At 47.0% G+C, this 20135-nt stretch carries 14 protein-coding genes and 1 pseudogene; 12 read left to right on the top strand and 3 right to left on the bottom strand.

What is annotated here, in order from left to right:
* From H164_RS0113325 to H164_RS0113260, 12 genes are all read left to right on the top strand, one after another.
* Nucleotides 1-266 (top strand): transposase (locus H164_RS0113325; RefSeq protein WP_019969085.1); only part of this gene is annotated, 266 nt, incomplete at its 5' end.
* Nucleotides 267-526: 260 nt separating this feature from the next.
* Nucleotides 527-712 (top strand): hypothetical protein, encoded by a 186-nt coding sequence (locus tag H164_RS0113320; protein ID WP_019969084.1) that lies wholly within the window; start codon nucleotides 527-529, stop codon nucleotides 710-712.
* A gap of 95 nt (nucleotides 713-807) precedes the next feature.
* Nucleotides 808-2802: a hypothetical protein gene (locus tag H164_RS0113315; protein ID WP_019969083.1), complete on the top strand. Its 1995-nt coding sequence runs from the start codon at nucleotides 808-810 to the stop codon at nucleotides 2800-2802.
* 54 nt (nucleotides 2803-2856) lie between these two features.
* Entirely contained in the window at nucleotides 2857-6813 is a 3957-nt protein-coding gene (locus tag H164_RS0113310; RefSeq protein WP_025830345.1) for a two-component regulator propeller domain-containing protein, read from the top strand.
* Complete coding sequence (locus H164_RS0113305) at nucleotides 6813-8912, top strand: galactose-1-epimerase (protein WP_019969081.1); 2100 nt, start codon at nucleotides 6813-6815, stop codon at nucleotides 8910-8912. The genes H164_RS0113310 and H164_RS0113305 overlap by 1 nt, the downstream gene beginning before the upstream one ends.
* A gap of 552 nt (nucleotides 8913-9464) precedes the next feature.
* Nucleotides 9465-10703 (top strand): 3-phosphoshikimate 1-carboxyvinyltransferase, encoded by a 1239-nt coding sequence (locus H164_RS0113290; protein ID WP_019969078.1) that lies wholly within the window; start codon nucleotides 9465-9467, stop codon nucleotides 10701-10703.
* A complete protein-coding gene (locus H164_RS0113285; protein ID WP_025830346.1) occupies nucleotides 10700-11101 on the top strand; it encodes a hypothetical protein in 402 nt (133 codons plus the stop codon). The genes H164_RS0113290 and H164_RS0113285 overlap by 4 nt, the downstream gene beginning before the upstream one ends.
* A complete protein-coding gene (locus H164_RS0113280) occupies nucleotides 11082-11873 on the top strand; it encodes a metal ABC transporter permease (RefSeq protein WP_008566209.1) in 792 nt (263 codons plus the stop codon). The genes H164_RS0113285 and H164_RS0113280 overlap by 20 nt, the downstream gene beginning before the upstream one ends.
* Nucleotides 11870-14929, top strand: a complete 3060-nt coding sequence (gene porW, locus H164_RS0113275; RefSeq protein ID WP_019969076.1) for a type IX secretion system periplasmic lipoprotein PorW/SprE — start codon at nucleotides 11870-11872, stop codon at nucleotides 14927-14929. The genes H164_RS0113280 and porW overlap by 4 nt, the downstream gene beginning before the upstream one ends.
* Before the next feature lie 2 nt (nucleotides 14930-14931).
* A complete protein-coding gene (gene porX / locus H164_RS0113270; RefSeq protein WP_019969075.1) occupies nucleotides 14932-16491 on the top strand; it encodes a T9SS response regulator signal transducer PorX in 1560 nt (519 codons plus the stop codon).
* Nucleotides 16492-16555: 64 nt separating this feature from the next.
* Nucleotides 16556-16969, top strand: coding sequence for a tRNA (adenosine(37)-N6)-threonylcarbamoyltransferase complex ATPase subunit type 1 TsaE (gene tsaE / locus H164_RS0113265; protein WP_025830347.1), 414 nt, complete (start codon nucleotides 16556-16558; stop codon nucleotides 16967-16969).
* A 513-nt stretch (nucleotides 16970-17482) separates the two neighbouring features.
* Nucleotides 17483-18682 (top strand): hypothetical protein, encoded by a 1200-nt coding sequence (locus tag H164_RS0113260; RefSeq protein WP_019969073.1) that lies wholly within the window; start codon nucleotides 17483-17485, stop codon nucleotides 18680-18682.
* A 402-nt stretch (nucleotides 18683-19084) separates the two neighbouring features.
* Here H164_RS0113260 and H164_RS0113255 read toward each other — a convergent pair whose 3' ends face one another.
* The 3 genes and pseudogenes from H164_RS0113255 to H164_RS15630 all read right to left on the bottom strand — a co-directional run.
* Entirely contained in the window at nucleotides 19085-19432 is a 348-nt protein-coding gene (locus H164_RS0113255; protein WP_019969072.1) for a hypothetical protein, read from the bottom strand.
* A 139-nt stretch (nucleotides 19433-19571) separates the two neighbouring features.
* Nucleotides 19572-20036 carry a DUF1896 domain-containing protein gene (locus H164_RS0113250; protein ID WP_019969071.1) on the bottom strand — a complete coding sequence of 155 codons (465 nt, stop codon included), beginning with the start codon at nucleotides 20034-20036 and terminating at the stop codon, nucleotides 19572-19574.
* A 25-nt stretch (nucleotides 20037-20061) separates the two neighbouring features.
* Nucleotides 20062-20135: pseudogene (locus tag H164_RS15630) on the bottom strand (tyrosine-type recombinase/integrase); the annotation flags it as partial.

The following is a 20135-nucleotide window of genomic DNA, read 5'->3' as shown; positions in this document are numbered from 1 at the left end:
TCGTCCTCGACAATGCTTCTGTCCATCGAAACAAGAAAATCAGGGAACTTCGTCCTATATGGGAACAAAGGGGACTCTTCCTTTTCTATCTGCCACCATACTCGCCACAGTTGAACATTGCCGAGACACTGTGGCGCATACTCAAAGGCAAGTGGATGAGACCACAGGATTATATAACTTCTGACATGCTGTTCTATACAACCAATAGAGCTTTGGCGGATATAGGAAAAGGATTGCGTATAAACTTCTCTAAACATGTCGCTTAATTTTGAACAGTTACTTACCATGAATTCGGCTTAAGAATTAAGTTCCGATGGAATGGCGGAGGTAAAAAATAAAAAAAGGATCGTCCGAGGCCTCGGATGAGCAGAAAACTAAAAAAAACAGCTTTCCGACCCCTCGGACGAGCAGAAAACTGGAAAAAACAGCTTTCCGAGGCCTCGGATGAGCAGAAAACTGAAAAAAATAGCTTTCCGACCCCTCGGATGAGCAAGAAATTGAAAAAAACAGCTTTCCGACCCCTCGGATGAGCAAGAAATTGAAAAAAATGGCTTTCCGAGGCCTCGGACGAACAAAAAATTGGGAAAAACAGCTTTCCAACCCCTTGGATGAACAAAAAATTGGGAAAAACAGCTTTCCAACCCCTTGGATGAACAAAAAACTGAAAAAAATGACTTTCCAACCCCTTGGAGGCAGGAAAATAGATGCTTAAACAAAATTACAAAGCCATGTAATGGAATTTTATTTATCTTATCCCGAACAGGGGATTATTGACGATATTCACAGTATAAAACAACAAAGTTAACAATGAAACGAATAAAAGTCATTCTGCTGGGATGGGCATTCATAGCGTATGTATGCCCATTGCAAGCACAGGACTTAGCAATATCACTCAGCTTAAAAACGCCGGGTAATCCGTCTGAAACGAGCCTATTGAAACAACAAGGCCAGAGTTGGAAGGACAGCGGACCGTTGAACGTAGTGCCTTCAATGACGAAAGACGGTGACGACGAATTGCTGACGGTAACTCTCTCTGCACGTGAGAAGGTGTTTTTCCACATAGATCTCAGTCTCAATACAGAACTGTCATCTAAAGAAGCTGAGTTTTACATGCCTGGCTTTTGGTATCATCGCAATATGCGCTCACCCCAAGAAGCACCTTCTTTTAGAACCAGCAAACATTGGAATTTTAGAGAAGACCGCATGTCTACGCCATTAACAAGCGTTTTCAATCCTCGCAGTGAGAATGGCATATCTGTATTGCGCGTGTTGGATGCGTCTCGTGATGTACAAGTGCAGCTGACCACGGGTGAGGTAATCCTTCCTGGACGCACGACCGTAGGCTATGCCGGATTTGACGGTGATGGCAGTACGGTAGCCTTAAAGTTTGGCTATCCTTACAAGGAAACTCCCAAGCGGTATATCCGCAAGCTGACACTCTCAGATCCCATAACGACTTTTGCTGAATTAGACAAGGGAGAGCAGCAGGTTCTGCGCTGGCGCATACACCGCTATAAGGCCAAGGATTTTGGAAACTTCGTTACGCAAGTGTGGCAATACAGCTACGACCACATGCGGCCTCAGCCTTTGAAAAGTTCCTATACAGGTGCAGAGGTGAAGGCTGCCCTTAGCGATTACTTCCGGTATTCATTTGTAGACAGTTATCCGATAAAATTCAATTCCGGGCTCTCGCTTCGTGTTAATGACTGTATGCCTGCAGCAGAGATGCAGATAGGTTTTTGCGGGCGTGTACTGCTCAATGCTTTCAATGAGATAGAATATGGTGTCGAAACAAAAGATAAGAAATTAGTTAGTATGGGGCAGGCCATCTTTGACAGTTTCCTAAGCAACGGATTTGGAAATAGTGGATATCTGCATGATTTTGTAAACTTCCGTGATGGCTTCCCTCAAGAGAGCATCCATTCCATTCGTCAGCAAAGCGAAGCTGTTTATGCTGTGCTTCATTATCTGAAATATGAAAAGCGCCATGGTCGTCGTCATGTAGAGTGGGAGCAACGTATACGTGCCCTCCTTGACAATTTCGTAGGTTTAATAAAAGACGATGGGCACTTTGCCCGCAAGTTTAAGTCTGATGGAACGGATGTCGATACGTCGGGAGGCAGTACCCCTTCGGCAACTTCTGCATTGGTGATGGGGTGGAAATATTTCGGTAACAAGAATTATCTGCAGGCTGCTCGCCGAACAGTAAGCTATGTAGAGAAGAACATCATTTCGCAGAGCGATTATTTTTCGTCTACGCTTGATGCCAATTGTGAAGATAAAGAGGCTGCTATAGCCGCCGTGACAGCCACCTATTATATGGCTATGGTTACGAAGGGAGAGGAGCGAAAACATTATATCGACCTATGTAAGCAAGCTGCTTACTTTGCCCTTTCATGGTATTATACGTGGGATGTGCCATTCGCTCCCGGACAGTTGACGGGTGATTTGGGATTGAAAACACGCGGGTGGGGCAACGTTTCGGTAGAAAACAACCATATAGATGTATTTGTTTTCGAACTACCCCACATCCTTAGCTGGTTAGCTCAGCAGACAGGTGAGCAGCGGTTTAAAGGAATGTATGATGTAATTACGTCTTCACTCAGTCAGTTGTTACCTGTTTCAGATAACCTTTGCGGTGTGGGCAAACGTGGCTTCTATCCTGAAGTGGTACAGCATACCACGTGGGATTATGGGCATAATGGCAAGGGATTTTATAACGACATCTTTGCTCCGGGATGGACTATTGCCTCCCTTTGGGAACTGTATTCGCCCAATCGTACGACGGATTTCTTGAAATAACATGACTGTTTTTCGGTTTGTTTGAATAAATTCGTACCTTTACACAACAAACTTATGCAGATGAAGATAGTAAGATTGATGATTATGACATTGCTTCTGTCTATCGGTATGACAGGCAGGGGCAACATTCTGTTCAGGCATATTGGCGTGGAGTCAGGATTGTCGCAAAGTACTGTGCTTGCCATCTTGCAAGATCGGACAGGCCTGATGTGGATAGGTACGAAATCAGGACTTAATCGCTATGATGGCACTTTATTTAAATGGTATTACAGTCATCCCGACGGACATAGTCTTGGCAGTAGTTATATTAATGCGCTTTTCGAGGATGCCAATGGCAGGATATGGGTGGGAACCGATTGTGGCGTATGGATTTATAACCCATTTACCGACTCTTTCTCCCGCTTCGATAAGCGCAGTGCCGATGGAGAGAGTATTACTAACATGGTGAACGTGATAAAGGGTCATGGCGATAAGATTTATATCACGGCTAACGAACAGGGTGTTTTCTGTTACGACCTGCGCCATAACCGTCTTTCACACTTTCGATTGAAAGGCTATCCCAACGTTGCAGGCATGTCCATTGACGATGATGGGACAGTGTGGCTCGGACTTTTCAGAGGTGGACTATACACCACCAATTACGCTTTTCGCACGCTCACACCCTTTCGCACACAAGATGGGAAGACTCCCTTTGCTGACAATATCGTGTCGGCTATACTTCCCTTGGGTAATGGACGTTATGCTATCGGTACCGACAAGCAGGGACTTTCGCTCATAGATGCTGCGCACCACAGTTTTCAACCTGTAGTTGCAAGTGTAGGGGGGAAGGAACTTTTCGTACGTAATCTTATTTTAAGCCATCATGAGATATGGGCGGCAACCGAGCAGGGAATGTTGGTCTATAATATAGACACTCATGCTACGCAGCACTTCACTTATAATCCCATGGATCCATTTTCCATATCAGACAATCCGCTTTATTGTCTCTATAAAGACCGTGAGGGTGGTTTATGGGCCGGTTCTTATTTTGGTGGACTAAACTACCTACCTGCCATACATCCCATCTTTGAACGTTTCGTACCGCAAGGTAGTGAGAATGGATTACATGGACGTCGTGTGCGCGAAATGGTTATGGACAAACAAGGGAAGATATGGATAGGGACAGAAGATAGTGGGCTGAACTGTATGGATCCTGATAGTGAAACGTTTAGCTATATTGTGGATAGCAATGCATTCCCTAATATACATGGTCTTTGTGTAAATGATAATGAATTGTGGGTGGGAACATTTGCTTCGGGCTTGCGAATCATTGATACCCATACCCATCGACTTGTGAAAACATTCAAGGCTGACGGTCGTCCGGGATCGCTTCACGATAACACGATTTTCAGTATAGCGCGTTCACCACAGGGCGTAATGTGCCTTGGTACCATACGCGGTCTGTGTACCTACAACGCCAGTACCCAGACCTTTATCTATGACAGGGTCGTCCCTCCTGTGCTCATCAATGATGTAAGTTTTGATTCGCATGGGAACCTGTGGTTAGCCACACAGACCAATGGCGTATTTATGCGGCATAATGGCCAATGGGAAAACTTTAAAGCAACCCAATCGGGACTTACATCAAACAAGGCCCTGAGCATATTTGAAGACAGTAATGGAAATATTTGGGTGACAACGCAGGGAGGAGGTGTGTGTAAGTTTAACTTTCTGACTCACCGTTTCAAACCCTTGCAGCAAGGAATTCTTAACAGTACGTCTACTTTCTTCCGCATAGAGGAAGATCGCGATGGAGTATTTTGGCTTTCGGGTTATGCCGGTTTCGTACGCTACGATCCTCATAATGGCGACGTGCGCACCTATAATAACCGTACGATGTTACTCGATAACCAGTTTAACTATAACTCTTCACTCATTGATAAGCGTGGGCGTATTTATTTTGGAAGTCTTAGTGGTATTGTACGTTTTTCACCCTCGGCTTTTAAAAAAGAACAGCGCGTGCCCCGACTTGTTGCTACCGACCTATATATAGGGAACGAACACGTGGATAATTTCACGAAGGATACACCTTTGGAAAAGAACATCGTGTTTACCCATAAGTTATCATTGGCCTACAATCAAAACGCTTTTAGATTACATGTTGTACCCTTGAGCTATTCAAGACAGAATTGGGGCTCGTTAGAGTATAAGCTTGAAGGTTTCGACAAAGACTGGCAACCGTTGGGGGCAGACTTCTTCATGACTTATGCCAATTTGCCTGCCGGTTCTTATCAGCTAATAGTGCGTATGAAAGACCAGAATGGAAAGACCTACCCCAATGTGTACAAGTTAGACATCGATGTGCGTCCGTTTTTTCTGTTTTCTTTCTGGGCTAAACTGTTTTATGTAGTTTTGCTCAGTATTTTAGTATGGTTGCTAATGCGTTATTGGAATCGCCGTTCCGAAATGCGTCGCCGTCAGGCTATGGAGGCTTTCGAAACGCGTAAAGAACAAGAACTGTATCAAAGCAAGATACACTTCTTTACCAACGTGGCGCACGAGATACGCACACCGCTTACACTGATTTTAGGGCCATTGGAAAACATTCTCAGTACGCAGAAAGTAAAAGACAATGATGTCAAAGACGACCTCAATATCATGTATGAAAATACGCGGAGACTTACCGATTTGATAAATCAGCTATTAGATTTTCGCAAGACAGAGAAAGACGGTCTACGCCTCAACTTCGAATATTGCAATCTTACGAAACTGGTTACCGACATATATAACCGTTTCCGTTCGGCAATGCGTGAGAAAAATATCAATGCCACGTTATCGTTGCAAGGTAACAACTTGCATGGCTATGTTGACCACGAGGGCTTTACCAAGATTGTAAGTAACCTGATTAACAACGCTGTGAAGTACTGCCTATCATATATCTCGGTGACATTAAAGACCGACGATACGCAACTTTTCCTTACTGTAGCGAATGATGGCAACATCATACCTATGGATTTGCGCGAAAAGATATTCGAGCCTTTCTTCCATATCGACACTGCCGAACACTCTACATCGGGCACGGGCATTGGTTTAGCTCTCGCTCGTTCACTGGCCGAACTGCACAATGGTCATTTGCGTATGGGCGATGAGGCGGATATGAATGTGTTTGAGCTTACCTTGCCCTTGGTGCAAGAAGTGCCCGTAAGGTTAGGAGGCAATGGAATAGGGGACGTAACACCTGCAAAAATAGAACTCACAACCACGCAAGAGGCGCAGACCAAGCCGTACACGCTGCTGCTTGTAGAGGATAACGTGCAGATGCTGGAGTACGAAAAGCGGTGCTTGGAAAAAGAATACAACATCGTTACAGCTACCGACGGCGAAGAGGCTTTACTGCAAATGGAGCGTAACAATGTTAACCTTGTGGTTACTGACGTGATGATGGAACCCATGGACGGTATGGAATTATGTCGTCGTATCAAGTACAATGTCGACCTTTCGCATATTCCTGTAATCATATTGACGGCTGTTACTTCAGAACGAGGTAAGATGGAGGGAATGGAAAGTGGTGCAGATGCGTACATTGTGAAGCCTTTCTCCATGGATTTCCTTTCACAAACTGTGCAAAATCTGTTACGGCAACGCGAGGAAATAAAAAAGATGTATGCTACTTCGCCATTTGTTTCGGCATCATCTGCCTCTATCAGTCCTGCCGATGCCGAGTTCTTGGAAAGGTTAAAGGCGGCCGTTATGCGCAACATAAGTAACAGCGACTTTAATGTAGACCTCTTGGCGGCCGAGATGAACATGAGTCGCACGAGTCTTAACCGCAAGGTACGTGGCACATTAGATCAGTCGCCCAACAACTATATACGTATAGAAAGACTTAAAGCGGCTGCTGAAATGCTTAAAGTAGGCGACAAGAAAGTGAACGAAGTATGTTACAGCGTGGGATTTTCCAGTCCGAGTTATTTCACCAAATGCTTCTATGAACAGTTTGGTATTTTGCCCAAAGAATTTAATAAAGAATAATGAAACATTTAGCAAAAACAATCCTTACAGCGGTATTGCTCGCATGGCTGTCGCTGTTACCTCAGTTGTCGTTAGCACAAACAGCAACTTACAGCAACCCTGTGATAGACATGAGTGCACCCGATCCTACAGTGATACGCGCCGAAGACGGCACATACTATCTTTATGCCACAGAAGATACGCGCAACGTGCCCATATACCACTCGGCTAACCTTGTTGATTGGAAGCTGGTGGGCACGGCCTTTACCGACAATTCGCGTCCCAAATGGCTGCCGAAAGGCGGTATTTGGGCTCCCGACATTCAGCGCGTTGGCGGCAAATACCATCTATACTATTCTAAATCGGTATGGGGCGGGGAATGGGATGCTGGTATTGGCGTTGCTGTGAGCAATAGTCCTGCCGGTCCCTTTGTCGATCGCGGGTGCATGTTTACAAGCAAGCAGATTGGCATTCAAAACTGTATCGATCCCTTTTATATCGAAGACGGGGGTAAGAAATACCTTTTCTTCGGTTCGTTTCATGGCATTTATGGTGTAGAATTGAGTGCCGATGGCTTGCATGTAAAGCAGGGCGCTAAGCCACGTAAGGTTGCTGGAACGTTTATGGAGGCAACTTACATCAGACGGCGTGGGGGGTATTATTACCTCTTCGGGTCGACAGGAACATGTTGTGAAGGGGCTCGCAGCACATACCGGATAACCATTGGCCGCTCTAAAAGTCTTTTTGGGCCATATGTAGACAAAGCCGGCCAGCGTCTGCTTGACAACCATTACAACATATTGCTGGATAAAGACGATAGTGTGTTGGGGCCGGGACATAATGCTGGGCTGATTACCGATGACGCTGGCAAAGACTACATGTTTTATCATGGTTTTAAGGCATCCGACCCTGATGCAGGTCGGGTGGTATGGCTTAGCCGTATAGTTTGGACTGACGGTTGGCCTTCAGTGATGATGGAAAAAGACTCTCAGAAGAATAAAATAGTTCCTGTGATAAAGTCTGATAACCGTGGTGTAGCTACGCGTTCAGGACTGTATCCCAATGATTTCGAGGCCAATATCAATGGTAAACGCACTCATCTCTATACGCTATCTAACAGTAAGGGCATGGAGGTATGCCTGACAAACTTTGGAGCGCGCATCGTTTCAATCATGGTTCCCGACAGGCGTGGCACATTGCGCGATGTCGTTTTAGGCTATGATAATATTGCTCAATATGCCGATTATCAGCATTTCGGGTCGGATTTCGGTGCAGCCATCGGGCGTTATGCCAACCGAATTAACCAAGGACGCATTGTTGTAGACGGCAAAACAGTGCAGCTGCCTCGCAACAATTATGGGCATTGTCTGCACGGAGGCTTTACGGGTTGGCAGTATCAGGTGTACGATGGCAAGCAACTTAACGACTCAACAGTAGAGATGAGCCTTGTTTCGCCCGATGGCGACAATGGTTTTCCCGGCACTGTGCGTGCCACTGTGCGTTATACACTCACGGCCGACAACGCCATTGACATTAGATACGAGGCTACAACAGACAAGAAAACGGTTATCAACATGACCAACCACTCGTACTTCAATCTCAATGGCACTCCCTCACAACACTGCGAAAACCAACAGCTTTATATCAATGCCGACCGCTATACGCCTGCCGACACAACCTATATGCCTACAGGTCAAATGCTGAAAGTTGCTGGTACGCCCATGGATTTCCGCAAGCCTACACCATTGAGCAAAGACATCAATAACCAACGTTTTGCCATGACGCGCAATGCACATGGTTTTGATCATAACTGGTGTTTGAACACTTGGCACAACGGACAACCTGATGAAAGCACGGTGGCGGCCTCGCTGTATAGCCCCAAAACGGGGATTATGCTGCAAGTGTTTACCAACGAACCGGGCATACAGGTTTACACAGGTAACTTTCTTGATGCTTCCTTTGCCGGTAAGCATGGCTATCGTTACCCCAAACATTCGGCCGTATGCATGGAAACGCAGCATTATCCCGACAGCCCTAACCATCCCGAATGGCCAAGTACATGGCTCGAACCTGGTAAAAGATACCACAGTCATTGCGTGTACAGATTTTCTGTGCGGTAACCAAAGGTTCTTCTAATGGCAGATTGGGGTTAAACTTTATATAACTTTCAAGTAAGCGGGCCTTTCAAGGGACGGCTATATCGATTTGTTTCTATACGCATGGAAATAATTTTTCTCCCGCAAGCCCGTAAATTTTCTCCCGTATATAATTTTATTTCTTCCCGCAAGAAAATTTATTTTCAACCGCATGAAACTTTAGTTTCAACCGTATGGAACTTTATTTCTTCCCGTATATAAATTTATTTTCTCCCGCAAGAAAATATTTTTTCTCCCGCAAAGAAATTTATTTTCATACGGGAGAAAATTTATTTCTTCCCGCAAAGAAATTTCACCTCTCCCGCAAGGGCGTTTATTTGGGTTCCCAATCTCAGCCATTTTACACGGCAATCTCAGCCATATTGAACGGCAAAATGACTGAGATTACAAGGTAAAACGGCTGAGATTGAAGAGCGACAGACTGTAGGTTATGATGATTATCACGCGCTTTTATTGGGTTTTCCGTTTTTTGTTTGTACTTTTGCATCATGTACAAATCAAGGTATCATTCGCAACATGACATATACGATTGAAGGACCACACCGCATCGACACCACCATCGAACTGCCTGCCGGCAAGAGCATCAGTAACCGCGCATTGATTATCCATGCATTGGCCAGGCAACAGGTGATGCCGCTCAATCTGAGCGACTGTGACGACACGGAAGTTATCGTGGAAGCGTTGGAAAAGATGCCCGAAACCATCAACGTGAAAGCGGCCGGGACGGCGATGCGCTTTATGACGGCTTATCTCTCGGTGGGCGAAGACGAGCATGTGATCACGGGAACTGAACGCATGAAGCATCGTCCGATAGGCGTCTTGGTCGACGCCCTGCGCTATCTGGGCGCCGATATCCGCTATGAAGGCGAAGAGGGTTATCCTCCCTTGCGCATCAGGGGGCGTAAGTTGGAGGGCGGACGGCTCGAAATGCCGGGCAACGTGAGTTCGCAGTTCATCTCGGCCCTGCTGCTGATTGCGCCTACGCTTTCGAATGGACTGGAACTGAAGCTGACCGACACCATCATCTCGCGGCCTTACATCGACTTGACGCTGTGCATGATGCGCGACTTCGGGGCCGTGGCCGAGTGGTCGGACGTGGACACAATCAACGTGCTGGCGAAGCCTTATGTGGCGCGCCCTTACATCATTGAAAGTGATTGGAGCGCGGCCAGCTATTGGTATGAAATCATGGCCTTGAGCGACGATGCTGAGGCTACGGTTCGCCTGACGGGACTGATGGACGGCTCGAGGCAGGGCGACTCGGTGGTGAAATATATCTTCTCGCTCTTGGGCGTGAAGACGACGTTCGAGACGACCGAGCCCGGCGTGCCCACCACGGTGACATTGCATCGCCGGCCGTGCATGCTGCCTCGGCTGGAATACGACTTCACGGGGGCGCCCGATTTGGCACAGACGCTTGTGGTTTGCTGTGCGCTGATGGGCATTAAGTTCCATTTCAAAGGGCTTGCAAGTCTGAAGATCAAGGAGACCGACCGCATTGAAGCCCTGAAGACGGAGCTGCGTAAGCTGGGCTATATGATACACGACGCCAACGACAGCGAACTCTATTGGGACGGTGAACGCTGCGAACCTACCGGTGAGGCTATCGATACCCACGAAGACCACCGCATGGCCATGGCCTTTGCCCCCGCGGCACTGAAGCTTCCGGGCCTGCGTGTGAATAATCCGGAAGTGGTGTCGAAGTCTTATCCCGACTTTTGGCGCGACCTCCGACTAGCCGGCTTTACATTATGATGTATCTCGTCTTTGCACTCCTTGCCTTGGGCCTGATAACAGGGCTGGCGACGCTGCTCGGTCGGAAGCGGGACGAGGAAGAAACGCCCGTCGTCCTGCAGGACTCATGTTCCACTTGCACGGGCGAGAACGAACGGTGCGAGCAAGAGTGCATGATGGAGGCGGCCACGAAGGAGATTGAATATTATGACGACGAAGAGCTCGACCGCTTCCGAGGTCGCCCGTCGGACGGATATACCGACAGTGAGGCCGAAGCGTTTGCCGAAGTAATGCAGACGATGCGCCCCGACGAAGTGAAAGGTTGGAACCGAAGTCTCATTCTGCGTGGCATCAACATGCCCGATCAAATCAAAGATGACTTTATAGCATTGGCCGATGATGGATATTCTGCATTATAGTTTCTTTCAGAACGCACTGCTGGGTTCGCTGCTTGCCGCCATCGTCTGCGGCATCGTGGGCACGTATATCGTGACGCGTCGGTTGGTGTTCATTAGCGGCGGCATCACGCATGCGTCGTTCGGGGGTATCGGTTTGGGCGTTCTTTTGGGCGTAAATCCTGTGTTCTCGGCCATGATATTTGCTGTGTTGAGTGCTTTCGGCGTAGAATGGATGGCGCGTCGCAATGTTCGTGAAGACTCCGCCATTGCCGTGTTTTGGACATTCGGCATGAGTGTGGGCATCATCTGCTGTTTCCTGACACCCGGTTTCATGCCCGATTTGCCGTCGTTCCTCTTTGGTAGTATCCTAACCATAGGCAGTCTCGACCTCTGGCTGTTGGCCGTACTATGCGTGATCGTGGCAGTTTGCATCACGGTCTTTTATAGGGAAATCCTCAGTGTGGCCTTCGATCGAACGTTTGCCGAGTCACAAGGGCTTCCTGTCCGGTGGATAGAATACGGCATGATGGCTCTCGTTGCCCTGACCATCGTGTCAACTCTGCGTATGGTGGGCATCGTTTTGGCCATCAGTCTGCTCACCATTCCGCAGATGACCGCTAATCTTTTCACGTTCACTTACAAGCGAATGATGCTTCTCTCCGTGCTCATTGGGTGGGTAGACTGCCTGTTTGGGCTTGCCATGAGCTATTGGCTCGATGTCCCATCGGGTGCTTCGATCATCTTTGTGAGCATCATCGGCTATGTTGTTGCCAAGCTGTCCGTCAGAAAATGAAACACGTTGCCCCCTATCTCCTTTCGTTCTTGGTCGTGATGACAATGCTTCTCGGCTGTTCGAGTCGGCTGAACACGGCCAATACAAGGTGGTGGCGTGCATTCAACACGCGCTATAACGTCTATTATAACGGTTCGGTAGCTTATATCGACGCTTCGTTGGAGCGAGAGAATGGGAATAAAGACAACTTCACCGAGCTGATTCCGCTTTACACGGTGGGCAATAAGGAGAATCGCGAGCTGGGAAAGGCAAACTTCGACCGCGCCATAGAGAAATGCGAGAAGGCCATCAAGCTGTATAGCATCAGGCGTCGCCCCGTGTGGGACAAGAACCGGCGGAAGACGGCAGAAGACATTGAGTGGCTGAACCGCAAGGAATATAACCCATTCATGTGGAAAGTTTGGATGTTAATGGGGCGGTCACAGTTCCATGAGGGCAACTTCGAAGAGGCAGTCTCCACCTTTTCTTATATGAGTCGCCTCTATGCTACCCAACCCGCCATTTATCATCGGGCGCAAGCTTGGTTGGCCAAGAGCTATATTGAGGCGGGTTGGCAATACGAGGCCGAGAACGTTATCCGCAATATGCGCCGCGACTCGATCTATTGGAGCGCACAAAAGGAATGGGACTACACGTATGCGGATTATTATATACACACGGGCGACTATCAGCAGGCTATCCCTTATCTGCAAAAGGTCATCGGTCATGAGATACGGCGCAAGCAAAAGGCACGCGAGTGGTTTCTGTTGGGGCAGTTGCTTGCTGAAACCGGTCGGAACGCTGAGGCCTATAAGGCCTATAAGCACGTGACAAAACTGAACCCGAACTATGCGCTTGCGTTCAACGCCCGTGTGGCCATGACCGAAGTGATGGCCGGAGGAAAGCAAAAGCAAATGATTGCCAAGCTGAAACGCATGGCTTCTTCGGATAATAACAAGGAGTATCTTGACCAAGTCTACTATGCCATTGGCAACATCTATCTGTCGCAGCGGGATACGCTTCGTGCCATCGGCGCATATGAGCAGGGCAACGAGCGGGCCACACGCAACGGCATCGAGAAAGGTGTCTTGCTGTTGAAGCTCGGCGACTTGTATTGGCAACGAAACCGCTTTGGCGATGCCAAGCGATGCTATGATGTGGCCATCGGATTGCTGGACAAAGACCGGAAAGACTATCGTCGACTCTCGGAAAGACAACAGGTGCTCGAGGCGCTTGTGCCTTATACCGATGCCGTTGAGCTGCAAGACTCCTTGCAACGGCTGGCAAGAATGAGCGAAAAGGAACGCAATGCTGCCATCGACCGTGTGATTGTCGCTTTGAAAAAGAAGGAGAAGAAAGAACAAAACGACCGGCTCTCTCTTGCCAAAGGGAGCGATACTCCCGTGCAAAGCGGAGGGGCGAGCCTTCCGAATGCCGGACTACAACCCGGCAAGAATGGGCAACAGAATACATGGTATTTCTATAATCCCATGGTCGTGGCACGCGGAAAGGAAACCTTCCTTCGCCTTTGGGGAAGACGCGACAACGTCGATAACTGGCAACGCATCAATAAAACGGTGCTTCTGACGGCTACCGACAAAGCGCAAGACCAGCCGGACTCCCTTTCGAAAGCGGAAGATCTGACCGGTAACGACCTGCGAAGACCCGACAGTGCATCAGTGTATCGCAGGGAATATTATCTGAAACAGATTCCGCTGACAGCGGAACAGCTGCAAGAAAGCAACAAGCAGCTTGCCGACGGGCTCTTCCACAGTGGCATTATCTTCAAAGATAGGTTGGACAACCTCGCTTTGAGCGAGCAAGCATTGTTGAGACTCGTCCGTGACTTCCCCGATTATGCGCAGAGAGACGAGGCTTATTATCATCTTTACCTGCTTTATGCGCGTAAGAACGAACCGGAACAGGCCGAGACTTATATCCATCGATTGAAGAAAGAATACCCCGACAGCAAGTGGACGGCCCTGCTCACCGACCCTTATTATCGTGAGAATGCACGTTGGGGCGAGCACATAGAGGACTCACTTTACACGGCTTCCTACGACGCTTTCAAGAACGAACGCTATCAAGAGGTGTTAGGCAATGCACAAGTGTCTGCAAAACGTTTCCCCAACGGGGCTAACCGCGACAAGTTCTTATTTATCGGTGGGCTGAGCAAGCTGAATGATGGCGACGCAAAAGCCTGCCTGCAAGACCTCAATACCTTGGTGGCCATCTATCCCGAAAGCAGGCTTAGCGAGATGGCCGGCATGATAGTCAATGGTATAAAGGCTGGGCGAAGGTTGCAACGTGGCCGGTTTGACATGGCAACAATATGGAGCCGGCGCTCCGAAGTGCTGAATGACAGCGACTCGATACAGGCAGTCAAACTAAGTCCGGAACGCAATGTCGGCTTCGTCTACATGCTGGTTTACCATCCTGATTCGGTCAATGAGAACCGGCTGCTCTTTGAGTTGGCAAAGTATAACTTCACGAGTTATCTCGTCAGGAACTTTGATATACGGATTGAAGACGCCGAGGGTATGCACCGAATGAGCATCAAAGGTTTCCTGAACTATGACGAAGCGTTGCAATATGCACGTAGTCTTCATCAGCAACATGGGCTGGTGGGGCTGATGAAAGCAGCCCGCCCGTTCATCGTCAGCGAGCAGAATCTGCCGCTTTTAGGCCATCGATTCAGCTATGATGATTATGATCATTTCTATCAAAAGCACTTCGCGCCACTGAAAATCAGTACGCTCCAACTGCTTACCGAGCCAGTAAAACCCACCTATCAGGAGCCGAAGCCTTCATCGGGCGAAGAAACAGATCGCGAAATGGATAAGATGAGCTCGCAAGATAGCGAATATTACCCGGTAAAATCAATGATTTTACCGCCTAATATGACTGATATTACACCGCAAAATGGGTCATCTAAGCCGCAGGATAAACCTGCCCAGACAAAAGGAAAGCCTGAAAAGCCGCAGAAACCGGCCAAGCCGAAGCAACCGACGCCGCCGGCCAAGCCCGTGAAGCCGCTCGATTTGGACGATGAATATTATGATTTGGAAGGATTTTAACGATGAGTAATGGAAAGTTATTATGGGTTGATGATGAGATAGACCTGCTGAAAGCGCACATCATCTTTCTTGAGAAACGAGGCTATGACGTCACGACAAGGAGCAATGGTGCCGATGCCGTCGCGCTTTGTAGGGAGAAAACGTTCGACCTTATCTTGCTCGACGAGATGATGCCCGGCATGACTGGGCTCGAAACCTTGCAGAAAATCAAGGACATTCAGCCTGCGACTCCCGTCGTGATGGTGACGAAAAGCGAGGAAGAAGACCTTATGAACCAAGCTATCGGGAGCAAGATAGCCGACTATCTCATCAAGCCTGTCAACCCCAATCAGATACTTATTGCGCTGAAAAAGAACATTCACAAGCGCGAAATCGTCACCGAAGTGACTCAAAGCAGCTACCGGCAAGACTTTCAAAACATAGCCTTGCAGATGATGACGTGCAGAAACTTCGACGACTGGGTTGCCGTTTATCGCCGTTTGGTCAAGTGGGAGTTGGAACTGAGCACCACCGACAGCCAGATGACCGAGATGTTGCAAGCGCAAAAAGAAGATGCCGATAACGGTTTCGCCAAATACATACAGCGACATTATATGGACTGGATGTCAGGTAGCGACGACCGGCCGCTGATGAGCAACCGTCTCTTTCAACAAAAGGTTTTTCCGCTTCTCAATGAAAAGGAGAGTGTGTTCCTAATCGTGATAGATAACTTCCGATACGACCAATGGCGCATGCTTGCCGACGAGCTTTCCGACAGTTTCGACATCGAAGAGCAACTCTACATGAGCATTCTGCCCACGGCCACGCAGTATGCCCGCAATGCCATCTTCAGCGGGTTGATGCCCGATGAAATCCAGAAAATGTTCCCAGACCTTTGGGTCGATGAAGGCGAAGAAGAAGGAAAGAACCTTAATGAGGAGCAACTCATTGCAACACAAATCCAACGCTATCGCCGACACGACACCTTCAGCTATCATAAAATCAACGACTCGCAGTCGATGGAGCGACTGTTGGCTCGCTTCAACGAGCTCTTGCGTTACGATCTCAACGTGGTGGTCGTCAACTTCATCGACATGCTCTCACATACACGGACAGAGTCGCGCATGATGCGTGAGTTGGCCAATAACGAAAGTGCCTATCGCAGCATCACGCAAAGCTGGCTGAGGCATTCGGAGATATCCGAACTGTTCCGCATCTTGAGTGCCACGGACTGCAAGGTGGTCGTCACCACAGACCATGGCTGCATACGTACCAACCGTCCCCTGAAAATCATCGGAGACCGCAACACGAATACTAACCTGCGCTATAAGTTGGGCAAGAATCTGACGTATGATGCACGCCAAGTATTTGAAATCCGCGACCCGCACAAAGCCCATCTGCCTGCGCCTAACCTTAGTTCTTCGTATGTCTTTGCAACGGGGAACGCCTTCTTTGCCTACCCCAATAACTACAACTACTACGTGTCCTACTACAAAGACACCTTTCAGCATGGCGGCATCTCCATGGAAGAGATGCTCATCCCGATAGGTACGATGCGCGGAAAGGCAATAAAAACAAAATGAATATCAACCAAATAGCAGTCCTTTTCCAAGTCGTGGCAAGGCAATGGGGGAGGCGTCAAACAACATGAAAATAAGAATAACATCTTTAGACAACATTCGTGAGGCTGCCAAAGCGTTCTTGGCCGGCATGGGAACAAGCAAGGTCGTCGCTTTCTATGGGAAAATGGGGGCCGGAAAGACCACTTTTATCAAGGCGATTTGTGAGGAACTGGGCGTTGAAGACGTCATCACGTCGCCCACTTTCGCCCTCGTCAACGAATATACGGCGGGGAATGGCGCCCCGGTCTATCATTTCGATTTCTATCGCATCAAGCGGCTTGACGAAGTCTATGACATGGGCTACGAGGATTATTTCTATGGCGGCAATCTCTGCCTGCTTGAATGGCCCGAACTCATCGAAGACATCTTGCCCGATGACGCAATGCGCGTGAGCATCACGGAACAGGAAGACGGGAGTCGGGTGATTGAAAGTCTCTGAAGCCTTTCCCGTCTCCCAAAAGTTCACTCCTTCCATCCCTAAAGAGAGCGGCGAATAGAGTAAAGTAGGGAACTTCTCAATTAATAAAAGAGTTTGGAAGAAATCCTAATATGGTGATGACCTTGAAAGCCTTCATCGTTTTCGTGGCCGTATTGGAATTCTTCCCTGCGAGTTATATATAGTTGAACGGCAAAGTCATGAATAACGGTGAATGAAGGTATTCGGACTTGATGTGTTCCAAGCATAGGTCATCTGTCATTTCCAACTTGTAATAAATGGTTCACAGAGGTCTCATCATGAATACATACTCTTTATGGCAGAAAGAAACTATCGGGAGCACCAACAAACTCTCAGGCAGTATATTCCAAAATGCACAGATATAAGTACCGTTACTGACAAAAGAATTATTACACTTGCTGGTTGACTTTTTACAGTTGAAATTACACAACCGACACAATCCCGTTCGATGTTATTTTTATACTTTTGCAGTACATTATTCAAAGAAATAAAGATATGAAAAAATTATTAGGATTAGTTCCTTTATTTGCACTGACAATTATGTTTGTTCAGTGTACAGGAAATTCAAAACGTGTGAACATAGTTGCTATGGAATCACATAAAACAACACACATTCAATATGATAGTATAATCAGTATGGAAAGATTAAAAGAAATGGGCATTGATAGAGGAACCTTGTTAAAACATATAAAATTACAGGAGAATGCATGGTTTGGTGGCGATTTCCGTGATGATCAATCTAAGCCAAGGTATATTCCAACTCGTGAAGATTTCTTATTAACGATTCCTTTAGTGGAACATTATCTATATGCCCATGGGTTTAAAAAACCTTCAAAAGAACTGTTTGCCAAAAGAGTCAAACAAGTTTTTGGGTATGACCTTGGAACAAGTGCTACATCAACATTTGTAAACATTAGTCATGGAGAGGGTTTCGATTTTGCCTCTTCCTTTTTCGCCATCGAAGATAAAGGCTTCATAACCTATAATTGGCTTCTCAGGGATTTAATCTCTGTTGACGGCAATACGATTAAACTCAAGAACACAACCTTGAAACAAATTTTATTATTAAACAAGTTCTTGATTTATAATGATACAGGTGCGTTGAAGCAGTTAGAGCAGTCTCGATATGTGGGAGAGGCTGATGAAATTGGCGATTACTACAATAGTGCCCGAATGTTAGATGATTTATTAACAGGATATTCTTATTTTGGTAGTCCAGAACTGAACCAGTGGTTCTTTAATAAAGAAAAGGATTATCCTTTTGCTTTCCTTTGTTATATATTTGATAAAGGGAAAGGGAATAACCTTATTGTGCATCCGGAACTGATAGCAACCATCGAGAAAAACACAACAGGCAAGAACAGTGCTTATTATAATGAGAAGTTCTTAATCTATGTGTATCAGGTATTACAGGATGAAGATGGTATGAATGCCGCACAATTTAATCTGGAACAAAAAGCACGAATGTTTTGTTATCTTGCAAATTCTGAATATAAAATGCGTAACAAATATGCAGATTATATTCCTTCAGCCGATTGGCCCCGAACCTCTATCACCTATGTAATAATGACCAACTGCGAGAAAATCTACCGGTATGCACGTGCACATAAATTCTTCGGCATCAGCAGTCCTAAAATGATGGATGAGATAGAGCAGGAAGGATTAGAGTTGAATCCTCCCGGAGGTGACGAATGATGGAATAGGGAATATCGAAACTGTACATTCCACTTGTCAAGTTTTGGCTTATATGAGTATGCTGATTCCTTTTTGTAGCAAAATAGAGGTAGCGGGGTGGGCTTACACAAGGTTTTGGCGGAAAATACAACCCGTAGGTGTGGAGATTTTCCAGACAAACCAAGCGGCACAGACCTTTTGACGAGTTGTTGAGAGCTTAGCTCGAAAAAAGCCACAAGCCCCGTACTACCTTTGCGGATAAAAAGGGAACAGCATCCGTCTCCTTGTCATCGCATATCGTGGAGCATTGGAAAAGAAGCAAAAGTGCAACGCTCGTAGTGGAAAATAGAAAAGGTGGCTATCTCAATATGCGAGATAACCACCTGATGAAATCAAATGGAAAGTTTTACTGAACTGTGCTTCTCAAAGCACGCATAGCAAGATGGCACAGAGAATTGCCAGCCAGAAGAGAATGCTCAGCAGCGTAATTGTCACTTTTAGAATTACCCTGATTATAAAGCGTAGTATCAGAAAACCTGCAATGACAGAGACGGCAGTTACGACTTGCGGTGTTACCATCTTCGAGATAAGCCAAATGACACCGATAACGATGGAAAGCAGGATAGCGAGTTCGATGAAGCGTGTCCAACCGAAGCGACGGACTTGCTTGGGAGAAGTCGGCTGCTGCTTGATATTATCGGTTTTGTTCGATGCGTCTGCCTTGATGAAGGCAGGTGTGTGGACATCTTGATTCATGATGATTGTATTCATATCGGAGCTTTTAATAGTTCAAGAGCAATAACAAGATGCGCAGGCTACACAAAGACAAGTGTTAGTATAAACTCTTGGCATGTGGAGCGGAGCGTTTATCTTGGCTCTTGACACTACAAAAGCTTCCGATGGTATTACATCAAGTCATGTTCTCACTATCGACAGTTGGCAGACCATTAACCTCAATGAGCAGAACGATTGTTCCTGTCAGTTCGGTGTAGAGTTTATCGTACTCAGGACTCGCCCCAAAGTCGTCTGTCAGTTCATACTTGTCGAAAACGCTTTGCACAGCCTTATTCTTCAGAAGCATTGGTGCTAGTCTTTCAGGAAGAGGAGAAGGAAGTTCTTTCTCGAACTCATCCTCTAAGACAGACACAAGCGTGTCGTACTTGGAGAAATGCAGTCCTTGATACAGAACTTCGCTTGCCATACTCTCAGCTTCGAGATGCGAGAAGCCTTGTGCCACTGCATCGCAGTAGGTGGTAAGAGCTTCGTCGGCTCTTGCCGTTATGAATGGTTTGTCACTCAGCATTTCGGGGAAATGCTCACTGAGGTAGTTCTCTAACTTCAGACGGAAGTAGGATAGTTCTTTCTTAGTTGTCATAATCTTCTTGGTTTAGGGTTGTACATTATTTTGAGTTGATGCCCATAGCAACATTGAACTTGTCTAACTTGCCAGCCAACTGTTCCATATCGTGTTCTA

Source organism: Segatella maculosa DSM 19339 = JCM 15638 (assembly GCF_000382385.1).
Classification (GTDB): Bacteria; Bacteroidota; Bacteroidia; order Bacteroidales; family Bacteroidaceae; genus Prevotella; species Prevotella maculosa.
Note: the sequence above shows the minus strand (reverse complement) of the source record. Positions and strands in the feature narration are given on the sequence as shown.

Coding starts and splice junctions, on each gene's coding strand:
- H164_RS0113310 (WP_025830345.1), top strand. CDS start 2,857: ATGCAGATGAAGATAGTAAGATTGATGATTATGACATTGCTTCTGTCT.
- tsaE (WP_025830347.1), top strand. CDS start 16,556: ATGAAAATAAGAATAACATCTTTAGACAACATTCGTGAGGCTGCCAAA.
- H164_RS0113255 (WP_019969072.1), bottom strand. CDS start 19,432: ATGAATACAATCATCATGAATCAAGATGTCCACACACCTGCCTTCATC.
- H164_RS0113290 (WP_019969078.1), top strand. CDS start 9,465: ATGACATATACGATTGAAGGACCACACCGCATCGACACCACCATCGAA.
- H164_RS0113305 (WP_019969081.1), top strand. CDS start 6,813: ATGAAACATTTAGCAAAAACAATCCTTACAGCGGTATTGCTCGCATGG.
- H164_RS0113280 (WP_008566209.1), top strand. CDS start 11,082: ATGGATATTCTGCATTATAGTTTCTTTCAGAACGCACTGCTGGGTTCG.
- porX (WP_019969075.1), top strand. CDS start 14,932: ATGAGTAATGGAAAGTTATTATGGGTTGATGATGAGATAGACCTGCTG.
- H164_RS0113315 (WP_019969083.1), top strand. CDS start 808: ATGAAACGAATAAAAGTCATTCTGCTGGGATGGGCATTCATAGCGTAT.
- H164_RS0113285 (WP_025830346.1), top strand. CDS start 10,700: ATGATGTATCTCGTCTTTGCACTCCTTGCCTTGGGCCTGATAACAGGG.
- H164_RS0113250 (WP_019969071.1), bottom strand. CDS start 20,036: ATGACAACTAAGAAAGAACTATCCTACTTCCGTCTGAAGTTAGAGAAC.
- porW (WP_019969076.1), top strand. CDS start 11,870: ATGAAACACGTTGCCCCCTATCTCCTTTCGTTCTTGGTCGTGATGACA.
- H164_RS0113320 (WP_019969084.1), top strand. CDS start 527: ATGAGCAAGAAATTGAAAAAAATGGCTTTCCGAGGCCTCGGACGAACA.
- H164_RS0113260 (WP_019969073.1), top strand. CDS start 17,483: ATGAAAAAATTATTAGGATTAGTTCCTTTATTTGCACTGACAATTATG.